21 protein-coding genes are annotated in these 25,287 nt (G+C 67.9%); 10 read left to right on the forward strand and 11 right to left on the reverse strand.

Annotated features, from left to right (window positions below):
• Positions 1–4: 4 nt before the first annotated feature.
• From rnpA to ACIRD7_RS30185, 8 genes are all read left to right on the forward strand, one after another.
• Positions 5–376 (forward strand): ribonuclease P protein component, encoded by a 372-nt coding sequence (gene rnpA / locus ACIRD7_RS30150; RefSeq protein WP_403458549.1) that lies wholly within the window; start codon positions 5–7, stop codon positions 374–376.
• Positions 373–726, forward strand: coding sequence for a membrane protein insertion efficiency factor YidD (gene yidD, locus ACIRD7_RS30155; RefSeq protein WP_403458551.1), 354 nt, complete (start codon positions 373–375; stop codon positions 724–726). Before rnpA ends, yidD begins: the two co-directional genes overlap by 4 nt.
• 3 nt (positions 727–729) lie before the next feature.
• Positions 730–1,998: a membrane protein insertase YidC gene (yidC, locus tag ACIRD7_RS30160; protein ID WP_403458554.1), complete on the forward strand. Its 1,269-nt coding sequence runs from the start codon at positions 730–732 to the stop codon at positions 1,996–1,998.
• 15 nt (positions 1,999–2,013) lie between these two features.
• Positions 2,014–2,526: a protein jag gene (locus ACIRD7_RS30165; RefSeq protein ID WP_403458556.1), complete on the forward strand. Its 513-nt coding sequence runs from the start codon at positions 2,014–2,016 to the stop codon at positions 2,524–2,526.
• Between the two features lie 127 nt (positions 2,527–2,653).
• On the forward strand, positions 2,654–3,370 hold the full coding sequence (rsmG, locus tag ACIRD7_RS30170) for a 16S rRNA (guanine(527)-N(7))-methyltransferase RsmG (RefSeq protein WP_403458557.1): 717 nt from the start codon (positions 2,654–2,656) through the stop codon (positions 3,368–3,370).
• Positions 3,371–3,668: 298 nt separating this feature from the next.
• A complete protein-coding gene (locus ACIRD7_RS30175; RefSeq protein ID WP_403458869.1) occupies positions 3,669–4,742 on the forward strand; it encodes a ParA family protein in 1,074 nt (357 codons plus the stop codon).
• Entirely contained in the window at positions 4,739–5,836 is a 1,098-nt protein-coding gene (locus ACIRD7_RS30180) for a ParB/RepB/Spo0J family partition protein (RefSeq protein WP_403458558.1), read from the forward strand. The genes ACIRD7_RS30175 and ACIRD7_RS30180 overlap by 4 nt, the downstream gene beginning before the upstream one ends.
• Positions 5,837–6,154: 318 nt before the next feature.
• Positions 6,155–6,772, forward strand: coding sequence for a GNAT family N-acetyltransferase (locus ACIRD7_RS30185; RefSeq protein ID WP_403458560.1), 618 nt, complete (start codon positions 6,155–6,157; stop codon positions 6,770–6,772).
• A gap of 52 nt (positions 6,773–6,824) precedes the next feature.
• On the opposite strand, the gene trxA is transcribed toward ACIRD7_RS30185, so the two are convergent.
• The 7 genes from trxA to ACIRD7_RS30220 all read right to left on the reverse strand — a co-directional run bounded on the left by trxA (position 6,825) and on the right by ACIRD7_RS30220 (position 16,576).
• Positions 6,825–7,157: a thioredoxin gene (gene trxA, locus ACIRD7_RS30190; protein WP_403458561.1), complete on the reverse strand. Its 333-nt coding sequence runs from the start codon at positions 7,155–7,157 to the stop codon at positions 6,825–6,827.
• Positions 7,158–7,198: 41 nt separating this feature from the next.
• Positions 7,199–8,167 carry a thioredoxin-disulfide reductase gene (gene trxB, locus ACIRD7_RS30195; RefSeq protein ID WP_403458562.1) on the reverse strand — a complete coding sequence of 323 codons (969 nt, stop codon included), beginning with the start codon at positions 8,165–8,167 and terminating at the stop codon, positions 7,199–7,201.
• Positions 8,168–8,339: 172 nt separating this feature from the next.
• Positions 8,340–9,260, reverse strand: a complete 921-nt coding sequence (locus tag ACIRD7_RS30200) for an anti-sigma factor family protein (RefSeq protein ID WP_403458563.1) — start codon at positions 9,258–9,260, stop codon at positions 8,340–8,342.
• Positions 9,257–9,997 carry an RNA polymerase sigma factor SigM gene (gene sigM, locus ACIRD7_RS30205; protein WP_403458564.1) on the reverse strand — a complete coding sequence of 247 codons (741 nt, stop codon included), beginning with the start codon at positions 9,995–9,997 and terminating at the stop codon, positions 9,257–9,259. The genes ACIRD7_RS30200 and sigM overlap by 4 nt, the downstream gene beginning before the upstream one ends.
• 31 nt (positions 9,998–10,028) lie before the next feature.
• Positions 10,029–11,753, reverse strand: coding sequence for a protein kinase family protein (locus tag ACIRD7_RS30210; RefSeq protein ID WP_403458565.1), 1,725 nt, complete (start codon positions 11,751–11,753; stop codon positions 10,029–10,031).
• Between the two features lie 137 nt (positions 11,754–11,890).
• Positions 11,891–14,119: a murein biosynthesis integral membrane protein MurJ gene (gene murJ, locus ACIRD7_RS30215; RefSeq protein ID WP_403458566.1), complete on the reverse strand. Its 2,229-nt coding sequence runs from the start codon at positions 14,117–14,119 to the stop codon at positions 11,891–11,893.
• Between the two features lie 45 nt (positions 14,120–14,164).
• Positions 14,165–16,576 (reverse strand): DUF6049 family protein, encoded by a 2,412-nt coding sequence (locus ACIRD7_RS30220; RefSeq protein WP_403458568.1) that lies wholly within the window; start codon positions 16,574–16,576, stop codon positions 14,165–14,167.
• Positions 16,577–16,845: 269 nt separating this feature from the next.
• Between ACIRD7_RS30220 and ACIRD7_RS30225 the strand changes: the two genes are divergently transcribed.
• Positions 16,846–18,288 carry a CCA tRNA nucleotidyltransferase gene (locus ACIRD7_RS30225; RefSeq protein WP_403458569.1) on the forward strand — a complete coding sequence of 481 codons (1,443 nt, stop codon included), beginning with the start codon at positions 16,846–16,848 and terminating at the stop codon, positions 18,286–18,288.
• Between the two features lie 98 nt (positions 18,289–18,386).
• Here ACIRD7_RS30225 and ACIRD7_RS30230 read toward each other — a convergent pair whose 3' ends face one another.
• The 4 genes from ACIRD7_RS30230 to ACIRD7_RS30245 all read right to left on the reverse strand — a co-directional run bounded on the left by ACIRD7_RS30230 (position 18,387) and on the right by ACIRD7_RS30245 (position 22,185).
• Positions 18,387–18,890, reverse strand: a complete 504-nt coding sequence (locus ACIRD7_RS30230) for a hypothetical protein (protein WP_403458570.1) — start codon at positions 18,888–18,890, stop codon at positions 18,387–18,389.
• A 111-nt stretch (positions 18,891–19,001) separates the two neighbouring features.
• Positions 19,002–20,279 (reverse strand): MFS transporter, encoded by a 1,278-nt coding sequence (locus tag ACIRD7_RS30235; protein WP_403458571.1) that lies wholly within the window; start codon positions 20,277–20,279, stop codon positions 19,002–19,004.
• 96 nt (positions 20,280–20,375) lie between these two features.
• Complete coding sequence (locus ACIRD7_RS30240; protein WP_403458572.1) at positions 20,376–21,458, reverse strand: inositol-3-phosphate synthase; 1,083 nt, start codon at positions 21,456–21,458, stop codon at positions 20,376–20,378.
• A 43-nt stretch (positions 21,459–21,501) separates the two neighbouring features.
• Positions 21,502–22,185: a PadR family transcriptional regulator gene (locus ACIRD7_RS30245; protein ID WP_403458573.1), complete on the reverse strand. Its 684-nt coding sequence runs from the start codon at positions 22,183–22,185 to the stop codon at positions 21,502–21,504.
• A 351-nt stretch (positions 22,186–22,536) separates the two neighbouring features.
• Here ACIRD7_RS30245 and ACIRD7_RS30250 point away from each other — a divergent pair, with 351 nt between their 5' ends.
• On the forward strand, positions 22,537–25,170 hold the full coding sequence (locus ACIRD7_RS30250; protein ID WP_403458574.1) for a transglycosylase domain-containing protein: 2,634 nt from the start codon (positions 22,537–22,539) through the stop codon (positions 25,168–25,170).
• Positions 25,171–25,287 lie beyond the last annotated feature (117 nt).

The raw sequence follows: 25,287 nt of genomic DNA on the forward strand, positions 1-25,287 counted from the left end.
CGTCGTGCTGCCCACCGACAACCGGCTGAGGCGGCGCGAGGACTTCGCGACCGCAGTACGACGAGGTCGCCGGGCAGGCCGCCCGACACTCGTCGTCCACCTTCGTAGCGGTGCCACGGACCCGCACGCGCCTGGGGAGAGCGCTCCCCCGACGCGTGCGGGTTTCGTCGTGAGCAAGGCTGTCGGTGGCGCGGTCGTACGGAACAAGGTGAAGCGCAGGCTTCGCCATCTGATGCGCGACCGAGTCGACCAGCTGCCCCCCGGTAGCCTGGTAGTCGTACGAGCGTTGCCCGGTGCGGGTGATGCCGACCATGCACAGCTGGCCCGAGACCTGGATGCCGCTCTGCAGCGGCTGCTGGGAGGGGGCGCGCGATGAAGTACCCACTGCTGGCTCTGATCAAGCTGTACCAGTGGACGATCAGTCCACTGCTCGGACCGGTGTGCAAGTACTACCCGTCGTGCTCCCACTACGGGTACACGGCCATCGACCGGCACGGTGCGATCAAGGGCACGGCGCTCACCGCCTGGCGCATCCTGCGGTGCAACCCGTGGTCGCTGGGCGGTGTGGACCATGTCCCGCCGCGCAAGCGTCCGCGGTGGCACGAGATGCTGCGCAACGCGTGGCGCGCACGGAAGGGCGGGCCCTCCGCCGCCGAAACGGCCATCGAAGGTGATGTTCCTTCGAGCCCGGCCGCAGAGACCCCGTCCCATGTCCAAGGAGCATGATTAGTGGACACGATTGCCAGCCTCTTCAGCTTCATCACGACACCTGTCTCTTGGGTCATCGTCCAGTTCCACAAGGTGTACGGCGCCATCTTCGGCGCTGACACCGGGTGGGCCTGGGGCCTGTCCATCGTGTCCCTGGTGATTCTCATCCGTATCTGCCTGATCCCGCTTTTCGTGAAGCAGATCAAGGCGACCCGGGCCATGCAGACGCTCCAGCCCGAGATGAAGAAGATCCAGGAGCGCTACAAGAACGACAAGCAGCGTCAGTCCGAAGAGATGATGAAGCTGTACAAGGAGACGGGCACCAACCCGCTCTCCTCGTGCCTTCCCATCTTGGCGCAGTCGCCGTTCTTCTTCGCCCTGTACCACGTGCTCAACAGCATCGCGAACAACGACACCATCGGTGTCATCAACGAGAGCCTGCTGAAGAGCGCGCAGCAGGCGCACATCTTCGGGGCACCGCTGGCCGCGAAGTTCACCGACAGTGCCTCCGACGCCGCCGCGCTGGACGCCTCGATCACCACCGTCCGCATCGTCACCGCGGTCATGATCGTCCTGATGTCGGCGTCGCAGTTCTACACGCAGCGCCAGCTGATGACGAAGAACGTCGACACCACGGTGAAGACACCGTTCATGCAGCAGCAGAAGATGCTGATGTACGTCTTCCCGGTCATGTTCGCCGTCTTCGGCATCAACTTCCCGGTCGGCGTCCTCGTCTACTGGCTGACCACCAACGTGTGGACCATGGGCCAGCAGATGTACGTCATCCACAACAACCCGACCCCGGGTTCCAAGGCCCAGGCCGCCTACCTGGAGCGCCTGACCAAGCACGTCACGAGCCACGGCAAGACCCGCCGCCGCAGCGAGCGCGTCATCATCAAGGCCATCGTCGCCAAGGGCCGCGACCGCAACGAGTACGAGCGCAAGTTCATCAACGGCCTGAGCAAGGCCGGTCTCGCGGCGCAGAGCGACGGCAACGTGGTGAAGAGCGAGGGCGCCGTCGCCACCGTGGCCGAGGACGGTACGCCGACCACCGCAGCGGCTCCCAAGCGTCAGCAGCCGAAGCGGCAGTCCAAGTCCCAGCGTCAGCACGGCGGCCCCAAGGCGGCCGGCGAGCCGACGTCGCTGGAGAAGTCCGACGAGCCCGAGGACGCCAAGCCCGGCGCCGCCAAGAAGGCCGCGCAGAAGCCCGGTAGCAGCGCCCGCAGCAAGGCCCAGTCCGGGCAGCGCAAGGGCGGCCCGCAGCGCCCCAAGTCCCCGTCCAAGAAGTAAGAAGGAGCCCATCCCGTGACGGAAGGCACCACCTCCGCCGCTGCTGAGGGTGTTGACACCCTGACCCGCCTGGAGCAGGAGGGCGAGATCGCGGCGGACTACCTCGAGGGTCTGCTCGACATCGCCGATCTCGACGGCGACATCGACATGGACGTCGAGGCCGACCGCGCCGCTGTCTCGATCATCAGCGACGCGAGCAGCCGAGACCTGCAGAAGCTGGTCGGGCGTGACGGCGAGGTGCTGGAGGCGCTTCAGGAGCTCACGCGCCTGGCCGTGCACCGGGAGACCGGGGACCGAAGCCGGCTGATGCTGGACATCGCGGGCTACCGGGCCAAGAAGCGCGCCGAGCTCTCCGAGCTGGGCGCCAAGGCCGCCGCCGAGGTGAAGAGCACCGGCGAACCCGTGAAGATGAACCCGATGACGCCGTTCGAGCGCAAGGTCGTGCACGACGCGGTCAAGTCGGCGGGCCTGCGCAGCGAGTCCGAGGGCGAGGAGCCGCAGCGGTTCGTCGTCGTGCTTCCCGCTTGATCGGCCCGTACGTTCCCTCCGGCCCCGTCTGTGCGCAGGCGGGGCCGAACTTTGTCAGCCTGTTAGTTCTGGTGGTTCTGGTGCCGGCGCCCGAAGCGTCGGTGCGGTACGGAAGGACGGTTCCCCCGTGACGGAGGCAGCGGAGCTTCCCCCTGCGCCTGAGCAGGCACGTGAGGTGTTCGGTGAGCGCTTCGCTGATGCGGTGCGCTATGCCGAACTGCTCGCCGAGGCGGGTGTGCAGCGTGGCCTGATCGGCCCACGAGAGGTGCCCCGCCTGTGGGAGCGGCATCTGCTGAACTGCGCGGTGCTCTCGGAAGTCGTTCCGGAGGGCGTCACGGTCTGCGACGTCGGTTCGGGCGCCGGTCTGCCCGGTATCCCGCTGGCGTTGGTCCGGGAGGATCTGAAGATCACGCTACTGGAGCCTCTGCTGCGGCGTACGAACTTCCTGACGGAGGTCGTGGAGCTGCTCGGCCTGGACCATGTCACGGTCGTGCGTGGCCGGGCCGAAGAGGTCATGGGGACGCTGCATCCCGTGCATGTGGTGACCGCCCGTGCGGTGGCCCCGCTGGACCGACTGGCCACCTGGGGGATCCCGCTGCTGCGCCCGTACGGCGAGATGCTGGCACTCAAGGGTGACACCGCGGAGGAGGAGCTGAAGAGCGCCGCCACGGCTCTCAGTAAGCTCGGCGCGGTGGAGACGTCGATCCTCCATGTAGGTGACGGCGTGGTGGATCCGCTGTCCACGGTCGTGCGTGTGGAGGTCGGGGAGAGTCCGGGTGGCGTGCGCTTCGCTGCGAAGCGGGCGAAGGCGGCCAGGACAGGGCGTACCCGCCGTCGGCGCTGATCCGTCCTGACGACGAGACGTACTCCACACAAGCTGGCAAACCTATCCATGCCGGAGTGTCGCGACAGTTCGGCTCCGTCTGCTGTGCATCGTGTTTCACGTGAAACGTCGCTCACTGCTGCACGGCATCATCAGTCGCGGCCGCGCCGCGGCAGAACCCCGCGACCGAAAGCCCCTCGGATCCCTCGGAGACGGTTCCAGTGATGACCCTCCGTCATCCTTGAGGGGCACGGAGATTTCCACAGAGGTGGATTTCTCCACAGAACAACAGGCCTCACTGGTTCACGACCCCGAAGACATGGGAGGCTCTGTTCATTGCGAGCCTGAAGTCGAGGAGAGTGAATCCTTGCGGTCCGACGCCAACATCGCGGGACCGATGACCGATCCGGTCCCCGGTCCCCGTACCGAGTCGATGGGGGAGGATGTTTCACGTGAAACACCGCCCCCGATGGACGACACTCCCATCGGTCGTGCTGCCCAACTGGCGGTGGAGGCTCTAGGCCGCGCCGGCGAGGGCCTGCCACGGCCTGAGCAGACCCGCATCATCGTGGTCGCCAACCAGAAGGGGGGCGTGGGCAAGACGACGACGACCGTCAACCTTGCCGCGTCGCTCGCCCTGCATGGCGGCCGCGTGCTGGTCATCGACCTCGACCCCCAGGGCAATGCGTCCACTGCCCTGGGTATCGACCATCACGCCGAAGTTCCTTCCATCTACGACGTGTTGGTCGAGAGCAAGCCGCTCGCGGAAGTCGTCCAGCCTGTCCCCGATGTCGAGGGTCTCTTCTGTGCCCCTGCCACGATCGATCTCGCCGGTGCGGAGATCGAGCTGGTATCTCTGGTGGCACGCGAGAGCCGGCTCGAACGGGCGATCCAGGCCTACGAGCAGCCCCTGGACTACGTCCTCATCGACTGCCCGCCCTCACTCGGTCTTCTGACGGTCAACGCTCTCGTGGCCGGCCAGGAGGTCCTGATCCCGATCCAGTGCGAGTACTACGCGCTGGAGGGCCTGGGGCAGCTGCTGCGCAACGTCGACCTGGTGCGGGGGCACCTCAACCCTGCCCTGCATGTCTCGACGATCCTGCTCACCATGTACGACGGCCGGACGCGGCTCGCGTCCCAGGTCGCAGACGAGGTGCGCAGCCACTTCGGCGACGAGGTGCTGCGGACGAGCATTCCCCGCTCGGTCCGGATCTCCGAGGCGCCGAGCTATGGACAGACGGTGTTGACCTACGATCCAGGATCGAGCGGTGCCCTGTCCTATCTTGAGGCGGCACGAGAAATCGCGCTGAAGGGCGTCGGGGTCAGCTATGACCCGACGAGCGCCCACATCGGCGCCCAGAGCAACCCGAGCATGGTGGAGGGGATCCAGTGAGCGAGCGACGAAGGGGTTTGGGTCGTGGTCTCGGCGCACTGATCCCTGCTGCACCGACCGAGAAGACGGTGCCCCCGGCCGCGATGGGGGGAGCTGCTTCCGCACCCTCGGCCGGTGTCCCGATGCTGACCGACCGCGGGGTGGCCGCGGCGAAGGTGGCCACGCTGCCGCCTGTTTCACATGAAACCGAGGAGCCGTCGGCGAACCCCGCCGCAGAGGCGCCCGCGGCTCCCATGGGCGCTCACTTCGCGGAGATCCCCCTCGACGCGATCACGCCGAACCCGCGTCAGCCGCGTGAGATCTTCGACGAAGACGCCCTGCAGGAGCTCGTCACCTCCATCCAGGAGGTCGGCCTCCTCCAGCCGATCGTCGTCCGGCAGATCGCTCCGTCGCGCTACGAACTCATCATGGGCGAGCGTCGCTGGCGGGCATGCCGCGAGGCCGGCCTGGACGCGATCCCGGCGATCGTCCGGGCCACGGATGACGAGAAGCTTCTCCTGGACGCGCTGCTGGAGAACCTGCACCGCGCCCAGCTGAACCCGATCGAAGAGGCCGCCGCCTACGATCAGCTGCTGAAGGACTTCAACTGCACGCATGACCAGTTGGCCGACCGCATCGGCCGCTCCCGGCCTCAGGTCTCCAACACCCTGCGTCTGCTGAAGCTCTCGCCCAAGGTCCAGAACCGGGTGGCCGCCGGCGTGCTCTCCGCCGGGCACGCCCGGGCCCTCCTCTCGGTCGAGGATCCGGAGGAGCAGGAGCGGCTGGCCTACCGGGTGGTCGCCGAGGGGCTCTCCGTCCGTTCCGTCGAAGAGATCGTGACCTTGATGGGCTCACGGCCGCAGAAGGCTTCGCGTGCCAGGGGGCCCCGGGCCGGCTCGGTGCCGTCGCCGGCGCTGTCCGACCTCGCCACTCGGCTCTCGGATCGCTTCGAGACGCGAGTGAAGGTCGAGCTCGGTCAGAAGAAGGGCAAGATCACCGTGGAGTTCGCCTCCCCGGACGACCTGGAGCGGATCCTCAGCACACTCGCTCCGGGTGAGAAGCTCGCCCTGCAGCGAAGCCTTCAGGGCGAGGACGCGGAGGAATTCGAGGACTGAGTCACGCCGGGTCGGGTCTGTTGCCCGACCATTCACGCGGGCCGTGTCCGGTGTGTACCGGAACACGGCCCGCACTTTGCTTTCAGGCGGTATCGATGGAATCGCATCGTGGATACGATGCGATCGGGTATGGCGCATCCACCTGGCAGACCTCTTAGGGGAGGCGGGGTCCATGCGAACGGTGAGCCGCACCGGACTGGTGAGCGCGGGTCTTGGGTTGGGCGCGGTCGGCGGATTCGTCGGCAGCCTGCTCAGGGAACGAAGCGCCCTGACAGCCGCTCGCGATGCCGCGGGCGAAGGAAGCGAGGAACAGCCTTCATGGGGCGTCGGCTCGTACCGCTCACGCTGGACAACCTTCCGGACCTTCCCAAGCGCTGCCGCTCGTGTGTCTTCTGGGAGCTGGACCCGGTCAGCGGTGAGGCCGCGCTGAAGGCCGGGACGCCCGCCCTGGAGAAGGAAGCCTGGATCTCCGCCGTCTTGCTGGACTGGGGCTCCTGCGGCCGTGTCGTCTACGTCGACGAGGTGCCGGTCGGCTTTGTGCTGTACGCGCCTCCGGCTTACGTGCCCCGCTCGACGGCGTTCCCCACGAGCCCTGTCTCGCCCGATGCGGTGCAGCTGATGACGGCGTTCATCATGCCGGGCTATCAGGGGCAGGGGCTGGGGCGCGTGATGGTTCAGACGGTCGCCAAGGATCTGCTGCGGCGGGGCTTCAAGGCGATTGAGGCGTTCGGGGACGCACGGTGGAAAGAGCCGGCCTGTGTGCTGCCCGCAGACCATCTCCTGGCCGTGGGCTTCAAGACGGTCCGCCCTCACCCCACTTCCCCGCGCCTGCGTCTGGAACTGCGGACGACGCTGTCGTGGAAGGAAGACGTGGAGATGGCGATCGACCGGCTGCTGGGCGCTGTGCAGAAGGAGCCGGCGCTGCGTCCCCTCTAAAGCGAATGGGCCAACCCGAGGGGGTTGGCCCATTCGTGTTTCACGTGAAACGTCACTCGGCGATGAAGTCCTCGAGGTCGCGCAGGAGCGCGGCCTTCGGCTTCGCACCAACGATGGTCTTGGCGACCTCACCGTTCTGGTAGACGTTCAGCGTCGGGATGGACATGACGCCGTACTTGGCGGCCGTACCCGGGTTCTCGTCGATGTTGAGCTTGACGATCTCGATCTTGTCGCCGTGCTCGGCGGCGATCGCCTCGAGAGACGGCGCGATCTGGCGGCACGGACCGCACCAGGCGGCCCAGAAGTCGACCAGGACAGGCTTGTCGCTCTTGAGGACGTCCTGCTCGAAGGAGTCGTCAGTCACATGCTTAAGGGTGCCGGCCACGGCGGGCTCCTTTACTGATTGGTGCGTGGGGCGGATGGGGGTCAGACGGAGGTCTTCTCGGGCTCGGCCTTCTCTTCGTCCGCGAGGGCGGCGAGGAAGCGCTCGGCGTCGAGAGCGGCGGAACAGCCGGTGCCGGCTGCCGTGATCGCCTGCCGGTAGGTGTGGTCGACCACGTCGCCGGCGCCGAAGACACCGGTGAGGTTGGTGCGGGTCGAGGGGGCGTTGACCTTGAGGTAGCCCTCCTCGTCCAGCTCCAGCTGGCCCTTGAACAGCTCGGTGCGCGGGTCGTGGCCGATCGCGATGAACAGGCCGGTGACCGCCAGGTCCGAGAGCTCACCGGTCTTGACGTTGCGCAGCTTCAGGCCGGAGAGCTTCTGGTCGCCCTGGACCTCCGCGACCTCGCTGTCCCAGACGAACTTGATCTTCGGGTCGGCGAAGGCGCGGTCCTGCATCGCCTTGGAGGCGCGCAGGGTGTCGCGGCGGTGGACGATCGTCACGGACTTGGCGAAGCGGGAGAGGAAGGTGGCCTCTTCCATCGCGGTGTCGCCACCGCCGATCACGGCGATGTCCTGGTCCTTGAAGAAGAAGCCGTCACAGGTGGCGCACCACGAGACGCCGCGACCGGAGAGGGCGTCCTCGTTCGGCAGGCCGAGCTTGCGGTGCTGCGAGCCGGTGGCGACGATGATGGCCTTCGCCCGGTGGACCGTGCCCGCGGTGTCGGTGACGGTCTTGATCTCACCACTCAGGTCGACGTTGACGATGTCGTCCGGGACGAGCTCGGCGCCGAAGCGCTCGGCCTGGGCGCGCATGCTGTCCATGAGCTCGGGGCCCATGATGCCGTCCTGGAAGCCGGGGAAGTTCTCGACCTCGGTGGTGTTCATGAGCGCACCGCCAGCGGTGACGGCTCCTTCGAACACCAGCGGCTTCAGCGACGCGCGCGCGGTGTAGAGCGCCGCCGTGTAGCCGGCAGGCCCGGAGCCGATGATGATCACGTTACGGACGTCGCTCACGGCTTGATTCCTCGTCTCTGGAATGCGTCGTCGGACCGGGGAGAGGCCCTTTCAGGACTCTCACCCCACCCAACGGATCCTAAGGGGCGCGCATTCCCACTGTGTCCGGGCACACGGTGACGTCACATTGTGGGGTTCCCGGCCTCGGACGGAGGACGAATCGTCGTCCCTCTCAGCCGCGCGCGTAGGAGTCCTTCAGGAGGATCTCGGCCTTGGCGGTCGATGGCTGCTTCACACAGGTCGCATCCATGACGTAGGCGGTGACCCGGCTGACATCAGAGGCATCGAGCAACACGACGAGCAGAGCTTCCCTGCCCTTGAAGCGGCCTTCCTCGGCAGCGAGGGCGGTGTCGTCGCGACCAATGCCCTGGCGGATGCAGTCGGGCACGGTGACCTCGCGGAAGGTCCGAGGGCCCGCGGGGTCGTGGGTGCCCTGCATGCCCAGGCTGCGGTCGGGCTTCTTCGAGCCCTCCGCGGAGCCTTCGCTCTTGGCAAGAAGAGAGGAGACCTGCTTCTCCAGCTTCGCTGCGGAGAAGGTGTCGCCTTTCCCGCCGTCAGCCGTTGGACCGGAGCCTCCGCCACCCATGAGTGACGTCAGCAGCACGGATCCGAGGCCCAGGGCGGCGGCCGTGAACGCGGCGCTCAGGACGGCGACCTTGCGTCGACCGCCCTTCTTGCGGTCCTTGCGGCCGGGGCCGGTGGTCGAGGAGCGGGCGTGGCCCGAAGGGCGCCCTGCCGATGCCGATGTTTCACGTGAAACATGCGCACCGTCGTCCACGGCGGAGACCGAGTGCCCGGCGCCGGCGAGCTTCGCGTGGTCAACGTCTTCGGGGGCCGTGGCGCTCAGCAGAGCCTCTGCGGCGAGCGCGGCGTCGATGCGTTCGGCGACATCGGTGGGCATGCGTGCCGGGCCGGGCAGCGTGCCGAGCAGTCCCCGGATCTCCTCCAGCGAGGCATGGACGTCGGCGCACAGCTCGCACTCGTTCAGATGCCGGCGTAGATCGGCGGTCCTGGACGGAGAGAGAAGGCCCTCGGTGAGGTCGGAGATCTCGGCGACGTCCGGGTGCCCGGTCGTGTCAGTCGTGGATGTCACGCTCGCCCACCTCCGCCCTTCACTGCAGCTGAATCACTCGGCCCGTTGTCGCGCGGATCCGTGGCTTGTGGCCCCGTGCCCTGTGGACCCGCTGCCGGTGGGACGGATGTCCCCTGCGTCCGGTTCCGCCGCTCGCCGGAATCCTTGCCGTCTCTGGCAGTCTCCGGACGGAGATGCGTCAGGAGTGGCAGGAGTCTGGCTCTGCCACGCGCACATCGGCTCTTGACCGTGCCGGTCGGCACATCGAGTACTCGGGCCGCCTCCGCGACCGGGTACCCCTGCATGTCCACGAGGACGAGCGCGGCTCGCTGGTCGGGCGGGAGCGTGCCGAGTGCCTCCAGCAGCTGGCGGTGCAGATCGTTGCGCTCCGCGGGTGCCGAGGCGGACTCGTGCGGCTCCAGCAGCTGCTCGAGGCGCTCGGTGTCGTCGACGGGGGAGGTCTTCCTGGAGGCCGCCTTGCGGGCGCGGTCGAGGCAGGCGTTCACTGTGATCCGGTGCAGCCACGTCGTGACGGCCGACTGGCCCCGGAAGGTGTGGGCGGCCCGGTAGGCGGACACGAGGGCGTCCTGGACGGCGTCAGCGGCCTCCTCGCGGTCGCCCAGCGTTCGTAGGGCCACCGCCCAGAGGCGGTCACGGTGACGCCGCACGAGCTCACCGAAGGCGTCGTGATCGCCTTCTACATGCCGTGCCAGGAGGTCCTGGTCGCTCGCGTCGCCGTATGCGGTGTCATCTGCCATCGGACCCCCTCCCCTGGGATGTGGTGAGCTGTCAGCCGGCGAACTTCACGTCGGTGATGGCCTGCTTGTAGCCGGGGCGGCTGAAGTTGGCGGAATCCTCTCCGGAATAGGGCATCGCCGTCAGCCAGACCAGCACATAGCGACTCTTCACCGGCTTGTCGACGGTCACCTTCGCAGAGGTGCCACTCGTCGTCGCCTCGCCCAGCGCCTTCATCGAGCTCAGCGGTGTGGACGAGTCCAGCGAGTCGGTCGCGTACAGCTTGACGGTGGTGTGATCGCCGCCGTACCGGAGGGAAAGCGTCGCGCTCGACACCTCCTGGCTGGAGCCGAGGTCGTAGACGATGCCGACACCGGGTTTGATCACTATCTTCGGGCCGTCGTTGTAGCTGTTGGTGCGCCACCCCGTCGTTGTGCTGCTGTCGTACGTCAGGTCCACGTCGCCGGGGTGCTGGGCGTCGCCCTCGGCCACGTACTCCTGGGCACCCTCGATGCTGAGGGGCTTGGCCGGCTTGTTCTTGTCGCCGGTCTTGTCGTTGTCGCCGTCGTTCGTCTGCGTCTGATTGGAGTCCTCGGACTTGTTGCCCTGGTCCATGAGGGCGTCCGCGAGCTGCCAGCTGCCCAGGCCCAGGGCGGCGATCAGGAGCGCGGAGACGGCCCACTTCAGTGCTTTGCCGGTGCGGCTCTGCAGCGGGGGCGGCGGCGTCGGCAACACCTGGGTGGCGCCGGGGTGCGGCGCCTGGCGGCCGTACGTGCCCTGCTGGTACGTCGTGCGCTGGTAGTCCGGCGGAGCGGTGAACGTCGGCTCCGGCGGGCGGATGCGGGGCATCTCGCCGATCGCCTTCACCAGCTCTTCCGGCGTGGTGCACGCGGACTCGTGGCGGGAGGCGGTCGCGCCGTCGTTGGCGAGCGCGCGCATGGCGAGCTCGGACAGACCGCGGTGCACGCCGGCCCGCACCTGGTCCGGGGCGATCAGACCGACGTCCTTGGGCAGCCCGGACAGGCCGTAGGCGTCGCTCTCGTACGGCCAGCGCTGGGTGAGCGCGGCGTACAGCAGGGCTCCGATGGCCTCCGTGTCGGTGCGCTGCGGGGTCTCCGAACTGATGCCGCGCAGCGCGGCGTTCACCGCGAGGCCGCGGATGCGCCACTGGCCGGTCGACGTGCGCAGCACGGCGTTCGGGTTGAGCCGCAGATGGGCCAGGCCCTCGCGGTGTGCGGCGGCCATGGCGGCGGACACCTGGGTGACCATCTGGTAGGCCTCGTACACCTCCAGCGGGCCGGAGGCGAGCAGCGTCGTCAACTCGGTGGCGTCGGGGAGCCATTCGTGGACGACGTAGACGAGGTCGTTCTCGTCGACGGCGTCGAGGACCTGGACGAAACGGGGGTCGCCGAGCAGCGCCGAGGAGCGGGCCGCGGCCAGTACCGAACGGGCCCGCGCATGATCCGCGGGCAGGATGTGCACGCCGACCGCGCGACGGAGTTTCTCGTCGACCGCACGCCAGCTGCTGAAACCGTCCAGACGGGTGACGCACTCCTCCAGGCGGTAGCGTCTGGCGAGCTTGTGACCGCTGTGCAGTTCGGGCGGTGAGGCTTTTTCGGGACCCTCGGTCCCGCCACTCCCCTGTGCCTCGTCGATGTCCGTGTCCCGCTCCCGATTCTTGGCCACCCCGTCGGCCGTGGACTGGTCCGCGTGTGCGGTCAGCGGCTCGTCACCGCTGTTGTCTGCCACGTCGACGGCAGCTGTGCTCCGTTCCGCCACCGTCGTTCCTGCCTCCCCATCCGTTGCGTACTCCTGGACCACGAGCACGCCGTCCGACGCCGAAACCAATTGTGCCCACAGTCCGCCGCTATGCACGACACACGGTGGCGGACGATGGTTGTGCGCGTACCCCCGCCTCAGCGACCCAGACGCCCGCGAACCATGCCGACCAGTGAGTTCAGCTCGTCGATGCGCATCCGGCGCGCGGCGATGAAGAACGTCCCGAGCAGCACGGCTCCACCGGCCAGCAGAGCGGCGAAGGAACCGAGGACACCCTGACCGAGGGTCTGGGTGATCCCGTAGCAGGCGGCACCGCTCAGCAGGGCCGCGGGCACCGAGGCGATGCCGAGTCTGGCGTACGTCCGCATCACCTTGGTGCCGTCGAGGTCGCCGCCCAGCTTCTTGCGCAGCCTGCGCCAGGCGACGCCGACGCCGATCGAGTAGGCCAGTCCGTACGACGCGGCCATGCCGACCACGGCCCAGCGGGCCGGTAGAACGACGTAGCAGAGGGCCGAGGCGAGGGCGTTGCCGGCCGCGACGATGACGGTGTTGTAGAAGGGCGTTCGGGTGTCCTCGTAGGCGTAGAAGGCGCGCAGGACGACGTACTGCACCGAGTACGGGATCAGGCCGAGGCCGAAGGCCATCAGCATGTAGCCCATGTTGGTGGCCTCGCTGGTGCCCGAGGAGCCGAACATCAAGGTGCACATCGGGATACCGAGCGCCAGGAAGCCGAAGGCGAGCGGCACGATCGCGACCGCCGTGGTGCGCAGGCCCTGCGAGATGTCGTCGCGTACCGCACCGGCGTCGTCCTCGGCGGCCGAGCGCGAGATGCGGGGCAGCAGAGCGGCCATCAGAGAGACGGTGATGATGGCCTGCGGCAGGCCCCAGATGAGCTGAGCGTTGGCGTAGGCGCTGAAGCCCGTGCCGGCGACGCCGGAATCCGTGATCGCGGCCGTGGCCAGCTGGGTGACGACGAGGGCGCCCGCCTGGTTGGCGAGGACGAAGAGGATCGTCCACTTGGCCAGCATCGCGGCCTTGCCGAGGCCGTGGCCCTTCCAGTCGAAGCGGAGCCGCAGCCTGAATCCGGTCTCCCGCAGGTACGGGATCATCGCGAGCGCCTGAACGACGAGGCCGAGGAGTACGCCGACGCCGAGCAGCCGAACGCCCTCCGCCGGGATGTTGGTGACCTTCATGCCGGAGTGATCGGCGGTGCCGTACACCCACAGGAAGGCGCCGAGCGTCACGATGATGACGATGTTGTTCAGGACCGGGGTCCACATCATCGCGCCGAAGCGGCCGCGGGCGTTCAGGATCTGTCCCATCACTACGTGGATGCCCATGAAGAAGATCGAGGGCAGGAAGTAGCGGGTGAAGGTGACAGCGGTCTCGTTGGCGGCCGCGTCGTTGGCCAAGGGGGTCGACAGCGCCCGGACGAGCAGGGGCGCGGCGAACATGGCGAGCGCGGTGAGCAGACCGAGGATGACCATGACGAGCGTCAGCAGCCGGTTGGCGTACGCCTCGCCGCCGTCCTCGTCCTCCTTCATGGAGCGGACGAGCTGCGGCACGAACACCGAGTTCAGGCCGCCGCCGACAGTCAGGATGTAGATCATCGTCGGCAGCTGGTAGGCCACCTGGAACGATTCGCCGAGCAGTCCGAGGCCCAGCGCGGAGACGATCATGGCCGACCGGACGAACCCTGTGAGCCGGGACACCATCGTGCCCGCGGCCATCACGGCGCTCGACTTCAGCAGGCCGCCGGCCCGCCCGCCCTTCTTCGCGGCAGGAGCCGGGGCGGGAGCCGGCGCGGCTTCCTCGTCGCCTGCGGGCGGCGTGGGGACCGCTGCGGCGGGCGCCGGGGCGGGCGCTGGGACCGTGGCCGGGGACTGGTACTGGGGGTGGCCGCCCTGCTGCTGGTCCCGGAAGAGGTGCGCGAAGGCGTCGTGCTCGGGCTGCTGGTCGGTCGAGTGGGAGACGAGGTCGTCCACGCCCACGTACTGGGTGGTACGGGGGTCGTCGCCGTACGGCAGGTACTGGGTCGGGCCCTCCGGCTCGGGCGCCGGGGTCTGGGCCCACACCCGGGGGTCGGGGGCGTACGGGGACTGGGGCGGCTGACCGTACAACGGCTGCTGCGGCGGGTACGTGCCGGGCGCGGGCGGCGGGTGCGCGGCGCGGTCGTACAGCGCCTCGGCGACCGGGTCCTGAGCGGAGAGTTCCTGGCCTCGGTAGGGGTCCTGGTCGTAGGCGTCCTGGAGGTACATGTCCGCCGGGTGCTGCGGCGGTACCTGGCCGTTCTCGGGCGGCGGGCCCTCGGGGTGCCCCGAGCTGCCCGCGGCCTGGCCGCGGTCACCGTCGTACGGCGCGTTCATGGCTACCCCACCTCATCGTCCCGGGCCCACCGGCCACGACATCGCTCAACGGTCCACTCTCTCACCCGTGCCGGACGGGTCGGCGTTTTCCGCTGCGGTGTCCGGTGTCGGGTCACTCGGCTGCTCCGAGGCGTCTGCCCGGGTACCCGCACGGGACTCCTCCTTGAGAAGGTCCTCGGGAGTGAGACGGCTCTCGGTGTCTTCCGGGTTCTCCGGATCGCCGTCGGTCTCACCGTTCTCCTGGGAGCCGTCCTCCCCGGCGTCCCGGGCCGCCGCCGCGCGCTTGCGCTGCGTGTACATCCGGAATCCGGCGAGGACCAGCAGCAGGAAGCCGCCGCCGATGACCAGCATCACGGTGGCCGTGAACTCGGTGACCTTCACGTCGAACGTGACGGGCGAACCGTACTTCTGGCCGTCCTCCGTGTACAGCTGGGCGATCACGGTGGCCTGGCCGTTGGCCTGGGCCGAGGTGCTGAACTTCACCGTCTGGCTGTGTCCGCCGGAGACCGAGACGTCCTGTTCGGAGTAGGTGTCGCCGTCGATCTCCAGGCGCCTCGGGCTCGTCGAGGTGAGGCGCAGCACCAGATGGTCGACGTCCTGCACCAGGTTGTTCTGCACGGTGACGGGGATCGTGGCGCTGCGTCCGGAGAGCTTGGTCTCGGACTTCTCGATCAGAGTGACCTGGCCGGCCAGGGAGTTGATGTACGCCTCTACGCCGTTGCGATAGTCGGCCGCCTCCGCCGATCGTCCGCGCCACGAGGTGGACATCTCGCGGTTCATGGCCCGCCCGAAGGGGGTCACGACCCGAGACTGGTTGGTGAGGATCACCTTGAAGTTGTCGAGCTTGTCCCGCGTGTTCTCGATCTGCTCGAAGGCCGCGCGCGGCAGCTCCTGCTTGCGCAGCGAGGAGGGGTACCGGGACGCAGACGGCACCTTGGTGGCGGCGCCGGAGTCGGGCTTGGCCGAGGCGGCTGCGGTGAGCTCCTGGGGCTCGGACCAGGTGCCGTCCTGGAGCGCCGTCACCGCGTCGGCCATAGCTTGGGCCTGGCTCGCCGTCGGCATCCGCTGCGGGGCGACGACGATGCTGCGCTGCTTGCCCGTCTGGTGGTTCAGGGCCAGGCTCTGGGCGAGGAACCGCTGTACGGCGAGCGTCGAGCTCGATGCCCTGGTCAGGTTCCCCTGGAACACCGTCGACATCCGCGCGTCGGCCGCCACCGCCGTCGTGCCGCCGCCGATGGGGCGGGCGGCGGAGGGCGTGTAGGGCAGGCCGCCGGTCTCCACGAGGCTGTCGCTGCGGGCGATCACCTTGTCCGCGCCGGCGGAGGTGGCGACCTTGACGATGGACGGGTCGACGGCGCCGTTCACGGGCCAGGCGAAGTCGGTCGTCGATTCCACGTGGAGGATCGACGCGACGGTGTCGAAGGCGACGTCGGTGGCCTCCTTGAGGTGATTCAGGGAGCCGGTGACGTTCGTGCCGTTGTGGGCCAGGGACGCCAGGTCGGGGTCGGCGAAGGGGAGGGCGACGACCTCCTTGTCCTGCACCGCCTGCTGGAGGTCGGCCAGCCATCGCTTGGCCACCTCCTGGTGGGTACCCGCCGTGGTCGCGTCGCCCTCGCCCTGCACGCGGTAGCTGTCCGTCATCGCGTCGACGGAGGCAAGCAGGTCGGGGTCGATCACCCAGGTGACGTCGAGTTGCTTCCCCAGCGCCACGAGCTGCTGGAGACGGCCGCCCGGGGCGAGCTCCTGGGCGAGATCGTCGTCACGGAAGACCGGCGTCTGCGCCTCGTCCGACCCCGTCTCGGCCGTCATGTGCGACGAGGAGATGAGCGGCCACAGAACCGTCGTCCGGGTCTTCGTGTCGGACTCCTCCGGCTGCCACGGCAGGAACGTCCGCTGGACGCCGAGGAGCCGCTCCCAGGGCTGCGCGGCCGTCTCGCCGGACAGGGAGACGGCGAACTGGTACACGCCGTCCCCGCCGAGGTCCAGCTTGTCGACCGGCACGGAGATGCTGAAGTGCTGGGAGACGCCGGGCGTGAGCTTGGCGAACTCCTGGACGTACTTTCCGCCCACCGGGGCCCCGGCGAGGCCCGAGCGCTGATCGGGCTGCTGGGCGATCGCGTCGATGTCCGAGCGCGTGTTCAGCGCGGAACCCAGATGCAGGTCCACCTGAGCGTCGGTGACCGCCTGCTTGCCCTCGTTGGTCACCGTGCCGGACACCGTCAGCGTGTCGCCCTCACTGGGGACGGAGGGGGTGAGCGAGTCCACAGCGACGGCCACCGTGTCGGAGCCGGAAGCGGCTTTCAGGGAGTCCTGTCCCGCGGCGTGCGAGGGCGCGGCGGCAGGCAGCTGGAGCAGGCCGGCCAGCAGCGGCGCCCCGGCGATCAGTGCTCCGGTGCGCCGCAGCCAGCGGCGGGCAGGTGAGGGACTCATCCCCTGGAAGTCTGCCGCCTCGGCCACGCGCTCGCCCGTCCCTCGTCGTCGTCAGTGGTCGTCGGAATGTGCGTCCACGCATGGTAACGATGCGCGCTGAGGGGAAGTGCCGCGGACCGTCCCGCAAGATCGGTCCAGCTCGCCGGGCTGTCCTGTATGTGCGGGAATAAAGGGGAGCGTTTCCCTGCGTCTCGAGCGCAGGCCTTGTGCGCGTATGGACAGGCGCGTCCGTGCGCATCGTGTGCACATTTAATGGAGGCGCTCGGCGCTGCCCGGGCCACGTACCCTTTTCTGTTGTGCCGAACGCCAACGAAGACAAGTCCAGTGTCCTGAGTCAGGTGCAGCAGCGCGCGCTGAGCGAGCTGCTGCGCGTCGCGCCTGTCGCCGACGACCTCGCTCGCCGCTTCCAGGAGGCCGGGTTCTCACTCGCCCTGGTCGGCGGCTCGGTCCGGGACGCGCTCCTCGGTCGGCTCGGCAACGACCTGGACTTCACGACCGATGCCCGCCCCGAGGACGTACTGAAGATCGTGCGCCCGTGGGCGGACTCGGTCTGGGAGGTCGGGATCGCCTTCGGCACGGTCGGTGTCCAGAAGGACGGCTATCAGATCGAGGTCACGACTTACCGCGCGGAGGCGTACGACCGAACCTCGCGCAAGCCCGAGGTGTCCTACGGCGAATCGATCGAGGAGGACCTCGTCCGGCGTGACTTCACGGTGAACGCGATGGCCGTCGCGCTGCCGGAGAAGGAGTTCGTCGACCCGCACGGCGGGCTGGAGGATCTCGCGGAGCGTGTGCTGCGGACGCCGGGCACGCCGGAGGCGTCGTTCTCGGACGACCCGCTGCGCATGATGCGGGCGGCGCGCTTCGCGGCACAGCTCGATTTCGACGTGGCTCCCGAGGTCGTGACGGCCATGAAGGAGATGGCCGGGCGTATCGAGATCGTCTCGGCGGAGCGGGTCCGGGACGAGCTGAACAAGCTGATCCTCTCCGCCTACCCTCGCAAGGGCCTGACGCTGCTGGTCGACACCGGGCTCGCCGAACATGTGCTGCCCGAGTTGCCGGCTCTGCGGCTGGAGAGCGACGAGCATCACCGTCACAAGGACGTCTACGAGCACTCGCTGATCGTCCTGGAGCAGGCGATGGCGCTGGAGGAGAACGGTCCCGACCTCACCCTCCGGCTGTCGGCGCTCCTGCATGACATCGGCAAGCCGCGTACGCGTCGATTCGAGAAGGACGGCCGCGTCTCGTTCCACCACCACGAGGTGGTCGGCGCGAAGATGACCAAGAAGCGCATGACGGCGCTGAAGTACTCCAACGAGCTGGTGAAGGACGTCTCGCGTCTGGTCGAACTCCACCTGCGCTTCCACGGCTACGGCATGGGCGAGTGGACGGACTCCGCGGTCCGTCGCTATGTCCGTGACGCCGGCCCGCTCCTGGACCGTCTGCACAAGCTGACGCGCTCGGACTGCACGACCCGCAACAAGCGCAAGGCGGCGGCGCTGTCCCGCGCCTACGACGGCCTGGAGGAGCGCATCGCCCAGCTCCAGGAGCAGGAGGAACTCGACTCCATCCGCCCCGACCTCGACGGCAACCAGATCATGGAGATCCTCGGTGTCGGGCCCGGTCCGGTCATCGGCAGCGCGTACAAGCACATGCTGGAGCTGCGGCTGGAGAACGGGCCGATGGAACACGATGAGGCGGTGGCCGCGCTCAAGGAGTGGTGGGCCGAGCAGAGCTGAGACGTGAAACGGGGCCATGTTTCACGTGAAACATGGCCCCGGTGCGGGTGCTGTGGGGCGGTGTTTCACGTGAAACACCGCCCTCTTTGCTGTCCGCCCTACTTCTTGTCCTTGAGGCAGAGCAGGAACTCGGAGCCGTCGCCGCTCTGCGTGTACGTGTACTGGAAGCCCTTAGCTTCGGCTTCGCACTTGTTACTGGCGGAGAGCTGCGTCAGGTACGTGCCCTCGATCTTGGCCATCACCTCGTACTGGGCTTCCGAAGAGCTGCAGTCGACGACCTCGAGGTCCGGGTTGGTGTCGCTGGTGCTGCCGCGGTGCATGCAGTCACCGACCGCCGCGGTGTTCGCGTCGTCGCGGCTGGCTATGTATCCACCGACGACCGCCGTCACGACGACCACACCGATAACGATGTTCTTGATCGTCTTGAAGCTGAGCTTGCGGCTGGGCTGCTGCGGCGGAACCGGTGCGTACGGCGCTCCACCCTGCGGGAACCCCGGCTGGCCCGGCTGCTGCGGGTACGGGGCCTGGCCCTGCGGCGGCTGGCCCTGGGCGTACGGGTTCTGGCCCTGGGCGAATGGATTGCCCTGCGGCGGCGTTGTCACTTGGGGGTCCCCCTAGAACATGGGTGCGTGATCGCGAACAATGGCGCGATGTAAGACGGACGTAAGCTACCGGCACCCACTGACAACTCAGTACTCAGGAGTGGCTCTGTGTCATTGATGTGACACAGCTCGAGCCTCAAAGCGGGCCATAGCCACAGCAACTGCCCCGTAGATAACGGCGACTGTGACCACAAGAGGGGCCGAACGGCCGTCCGGTGGCAGCATCAGAGCGGCCACTCCGGCCGCTCCGACGAAGGCGACGTTGAACAGCACGTCGTAAACCGAAAAGGTTCGGCCCCGGAAACCGTCCTCCACCGACGACTGCACGATCGTGTCCGTCGCGATCTTCGCGCCCTGTGTCGTCAGACCCAGGACGAATGCCGCGGCCAGCATGGGAGTTGTGGCGAACGGCAGGCCGAGGGCGGCCACCAGGACGGCGGCCGCCCCCGCGCACACGGCGATCCACCGTCCGGGTCCGAGCCGTGCCGCGGTCCACGGCGTCAGCACGGCCGCCGCGAAGAAGCCGGCGCCGGAGACGCCCAACGCCAGCCCCAGCAGGGCGAGTCCGTCATCGGTGTCGGAGGAGAAGGCGTACCGACACAGCATCAGCAGCATGACCAGCAGGGCGCCGTAGCAGAAGCGCATCAGGGTCATGGAGAAGAGCGCCCAGGCGGCCTCTCGGCGGGGCGGAGCGGAGAGATGGCGTACTCCGGCGGCCAGGTCGCGCGCGGTGCCGGAGAGCGCCGTCATGAGGCGTGGCTGCACCAACTCGCGATCGGGGCCGAGCAGTTCCGGTGCCATGCGCAGGGAAGCCAGCCCGGCGCACAGGTACAGGACGGCACCCAGGAGCACGACGGCGGCATCCGAGTCCCAGACCACCAGCCGTACGACGAAGGCCAGTCCGGCGCCGGCGGTCGCGGCGAGCGTTCCCGCGGTCGGGGACAGGGAGTTGGCGATGACGAGCCGTTCGTCGTCGACCACGCGCGGCAGGGCGGCGGACAGGCCGGACAGCACGAAGCGGTTGACGGCGGTGACGCACAGGGCGGAGACGTAGAAGAGCCAGTCCGGCACGTCGGTGACGATCAGGGCGGCGGTGGCCGTGGCCAGCAGGGTGCGCAGCAGGCTGCCGTACAGCAGGACCTGGCGGCGGCGCCAGCGGTCCAGGAGGACGCCGGAGAAGGGGCCCACCAGGGAGTACGGCAGGAGCAGTACCGCCATGGCGGAGGCGATCGCGGTGGCCGAGGTCTGTTTCTCCGGGGAGAAGACGACGTACGTGGCGAGCGCGGTCTGGTAGACGCCGTCGGCGCCCTGCGAGAGCAGGCGTACGACGAGCAGGCGCCGGAAGTTCCGCAGGCGCAGCAGGACCCGCAGGTCGCGTACGACGGACATGGGGAAAAGCCTCACATACGGGAAGGTCCCCGGGTGGTAGAACCCGGGGACCCTCGGCAGCTCTGGCAGGAGCGTTCTAGTGCGGCGCCGAATGCTTCAGCGCTCGACCTCACCCTTGATGAACTTCTCGACGTTCTCGCGGGCCTGGTCGTCGAAGTACTGGACCGGCGGGGACTTCATGAAGTAGCTCGACGCCGACAGGATCGGGCCGCCGATGCCGCGGTCCTTGGCGATCTTCGCGGCGCGCAGGGCGTCGATGATGACGCCGGCGGAGTTCGGGGAGTCCCAGACCTCGAGCTTGTACTCCAGGTTCAGCGGGACGTCACCGAAGGCGCGGCCCTCGAGGCGGACGTACGCCCACTTGCGGTCGTCGAGCCACGCGACGTAGTCGGACGGGCCGATGTGGACGTTCTTCTCGCCGAGCTCACGGTCGGGGATCTGCGAGGTGACGGCCTGCGTCTTGGAGATCTTCTTGGACTCCAGGCGGTCACGCTCGAGCATGTTCTTGAAGTCCATGTTGCCGCCGACGTTCAGCTGCATCGTGCGGTCCAGGATGACGCCGCGGTCCTCGAACAGCTTCGCCATGACGCGGTGCGTGATGGTGGCACCGACCTGGGACTTGATGTCGTCACCGACGATCGGCACGCCGGCCTCGGTGAACTTGTCCGCCCATTCCTTCGTACCGGCGATGAAGACCGGCAGCGCGTTGACGAAGGCGACCTTGGCGTCGATAGCGCACTGGGCGTAGAACTTCGCGGCGTCCTCGGAGCCCACCGGCAGGTAGCAGACCAGGACGTCGACCTGCTTGTCCTTGAGGACCTGGACGACGTCGACCGGGGCCTCGGCGGACTCCTCGATGGTCTCGCGGTAGTACTTGCCGAGGCCGTCGAGGGTGTGGCCGCGCTGGACGGACACGCCGGTGTGCGGCACGTCGCAGATCTTGATGGTGTTGTTCTCGCTGGCGCCGATGGCGTCCGCCAGGTCGAGGCCGACCTTCTTCGCGTCGACATCGAAGGCAGCGACGAACTCGACGTCACGGACGTGGTAGTCGCCGAACTGCACGTGCATGAGGCCGGGGACCTTCGACGCCGGGTCGGCGTCCTTGTAGTACTCGACTCCCTGAACCAGCGACGCGGCGCAGTTTCCGACGCCGACGATGGCTACGCGAACCGAACCCATTCCGGTTGCTCCCTGTGTGTACGAGTGAGGTCCTGAGTGGATCTCACGTGGCGGTGTCGCCGGGCGTATCCGGTCGGAGGTCGTCCTCCGGCCGGGGCAGGCCGCCCGGCGCTCCAGATGTGGTGTCCCGCGAGTCGGACCCCCCGGAGACGGGACCCTTGAGGTCCCGCCCGGCCCGCTCGCTCTCGATGAGCTCATTCAGCCAGCGCACTTCGCGCTCCACGGACTCCATCCCGTGGCGCTGGAGCTCAAGCGTGTAGTCGTCGAGGCGCTCCCGGGTGCGCGCCAGAGAGGCGCTCATCTTTTCCAGGCGCTCTTCCAGCCGACTGCGACGGCCCTCCAGCACGCGCATGCGCACGTCCTGGGGTGTGCGTCCGAAGAAGGCAAATCGGGCAGCGAAATGCTCGTCCTCGTACGCGTCGGGTCCGGTCTGGGAGAGCAGGTCCTCGAAGTGCTCCTTACCTTCAGCCGTCAACCGGTAGACGATCTTGGCGCGACGGCCCGCGAGGGGTGCGGCGAGTGCGTCCTCGGTGGTGTTCCCCGGTTCCTCGATCAACCAGCCGTTGGCGACCAGCGTCTTGAGGCAGGGATAGAGCGTGCCGTAGCTGAAGGCACGGAACACGCCCAGCGACGTATTGAGTCGTTTGCGCAGCTCATAGCCGTGCATCGGGGACTCGCGCAGTAGTCCGAGTACGGCGAATTCGAGGATCCCGGAACGTCGGCTCACCCCTCGCCTCCTCGTCTTATCTCGCGCTGATGTATCGACTCGATACATCACGACGATAGAACGGCCTTCCGGGCGCCACAAGTGGGGGAACGGTGAACGGGATCACATCAACGATTCATGTGGAGCGAGTTGCCTGATTTGGGGTGAAGTTCGGGACTAGGAGGACTTTGGCGGTGCGTAGTCTGTGCGCCATGCACAGCACTGGGAACCGAGTGACGCCCGAGGGCGTCGTCATCCTTGGTGCAGTACGGGTGAATGCGGAACCGACCGCATCCGTACTCCGGGGGGACCGGAAATCTGCCGCCGTTGTCAGGCGCCCAGGGGTGCGCCTGCCCGAGGAGTAGTCGTTCGATGAGCGAGCACCGTCGCAAACCGCCGCCGCCGCAGGGAGGCGGACGTGCCGCGGCCCGACGCGGTCAGGCCGGCTCGTCCTCCGGCCGCCGAGCGGCACCGCGAGGCGCCACCGGATCCCTCTCCGACACGTATAGGTCGGATTCTGTCGGTTCGGGTGGCGAGGAACGTCCGTACGGAGGCCGCGCGGAAGCACGCCGCGCGGCCCAGAGAAGCGGCGGTGGCCGCCGCAGAGCGGCCGAACCGGGTAGGGGTGGCCGCCGCGCAGCTCCCGACGGGCCGCACGGCCCCGGGCGCGGCCGAGGGCGTGCGGCCCCGCCGGCCGGGAAGCGGTTCATCGACTATCCGCGCGCGGGCAAGTACGGCATGGCGCGCTGGCTGCCGTCGTGGAAGCTCGTCACCGGAGTCTTCCTCGCCTTCATGGGCGGCCTGGTCGCCGCGGCCGGTATCGGGTACGCCATGGTGGGCATCCCCAAGGCCCAGGACACGGCCATGGCGCAGAACAACGTCTTCTACTGGTCCAACGGCAAGCAGATGGCCTCGACCGGTGGCCAGACGAACCGCCAGCTGGTGAGCAACGCCGAGATCCCGAAGGACATGAAGAACGCGGTGGTCGCCGCCGAGAACGCGTCCTTCTACAAGGACAACGGCATCGACCCCGCCGGTATCGCCCGCGCCCTCCTCAACATGGCGAAGGGCGGCGAGACGCAGGGTGGTTCGACGATCACCCAGCAGTTCGTGAAGAACACCTACCTGAGCCAGGAACAGACCATCTCCCGTAAGTTCAAGGAGCTGTTCATCTCCATCAAGGTGGGCCAGCAGTTGTCCAAGGACGACATCCTCGCGGGCTACCTCAACACCGCCTACTACGGCCGTAACTCCTACGGCATCCAGGCGGCGGCTCAGGCGTACTTCGGTGTGGACGCCAAGAACCTCACCACCTCCCAGTGCGCGTTCCTCGCCTCCGTGCTGAAGGGTCCGAACTTCTACAACCCCGACGGCGGTGTGGGAGCGGGTGCCTCGGCGGAGGACAACACCAGGAGGGCCAAGGACCGCTGGTCGTGGATCCTCGACCGCATGGTCGAGGTGGGGCGCCTCCCGGCGGCGGACCGTGCCAAGGTCGGCGACTTCCCCAAGTTCAAGAAGCAGAGCTCGAACCTGTCCGGGCAGTCCGGCTACCTGATCGACATCGCCAAGGAGTACGTCGCCAAGAAGGCGGGTCTGTCCCCGGAGGATCTGGAAAAGGGCGGCTACCGCATCTACACGACCTTCGACAAGGACAAGGTCAACGAGCTGGCGGCGGCCGTCCAGAAGACCCGGAAGAGCTTCCTCGACCCCAAGAAGCGCGAGAAGGACAAGTACGTCCAGTTCGGTGGCGCCTCGGTCGACCCCAAGAGCGGAGCGATCGTCGCGCTGTACGGCGGCGAGGGCTACGACAAGGGGCACTACTCCAACAACGCCAACACCCTGGGTGTACCGGTCGGATCGACCTGGAAGCCCATCGTGCTGGCCGCGGCGATGGAGTACGGGACCTACAAGACCGAGGGTGAGCCGCTCTCCCCGCTGGCCAAGTACAACGGCGACGACCTGCTCGAGATCAAGGATCAGAACGGCGATCCGATCATGGGCAACGACGGAAAGCCGTTCCGGCAGAAGAACGAGGGCACCACGGCCTGGGGCGATGTCACGCTCAGGAAGGCCATGGAGCAGTCGATCAACAGCCCCTTCGCGCAGTTGGGCATCGATGTGGGCCTGCGCAACACCCAGAAGATGGCCAACAAGATGGGCATCTCGTCGGCCTTCTTCGACAAGGCCAACATCAACAACGTGTCCTTCTCGCTCGGTACCTCGACCCCCAGCGCCATCCGCATGGCGGACGCGTACGGCACCTTCGCCGCCTCGGGAGCGCACTACGAGCCGTACTCGGTCACCAAGGTGCTCAAGGACGGCGAGCCCCTCGACGGGTTCGAGGCCCCGGAGGAGCAGACCGCCATGGATGAGAACGTCGCGAACAACGTGACGGACGTCCTGGAGAACGTGGTCAAGAACGGCACCGGCAAGAAGGTCGCGGACATCGGGTTCCCGGTGGCCGGCAAGACGGGAACGACCGACGAGAACAAGTCTGCGTGGTTCGTCGGGTACACCAGGGAGCTGTCCACGGCCGTAACGCTGTTCCGGACGGATCCCGGCAAGGGCAAGCTCCTTTCCATGAACGGCACCGGCGGTGTCCCCTCCATCCACGGTGGTGACATTCCGGCGCAGGTCTGGAAGGACTACATGGCCGAGGCCATGAAGGGCATCGACTACGAGGAGTTCCCCGACGCCGAGCCCATCGGCGAGATCATCGAGGAGACCCCGACGCCGACCGTGGCGCCGTCGCCCACCGACACCGTAGAGGAGAGCCCCACGCCGACCCCGACACCGTCGCAGACGCTGCCCACGCCCACGCCGACACCGACCGAGACGTGCAGCGAATTCGATTGGCAGTGCAACACCAGCAACGGCGGACAGAACGGTGGCTCGGACGGAGGCACGACCACGTCACCGACGCCAACGGAGACAGCCACCGATGACTCCGGAGGCAACGGCAATGGCAACGGCAGCGGTGGCATCTTCGGTGGACCATCGGGCTGAGTCGCGAGCTCACTGATCCGACAGGCCGGTGGCCGGTATCCCATGCGGGGTGCCGGCCACCGGCCTTTGCCGCTGTTTCACGTGAAACGTCGGTTTCACGTGAAACACTCGACCGTC

The sequence above is a fragment of the Streptomyces sp. NPDC093568 genome (genome assembly GCF_044764945.1).
Lineage (GTDB): Bacteria > Actinomycetota > Actinomycetes > Streptomycetales > Streptomycetaceae > Streptomyces.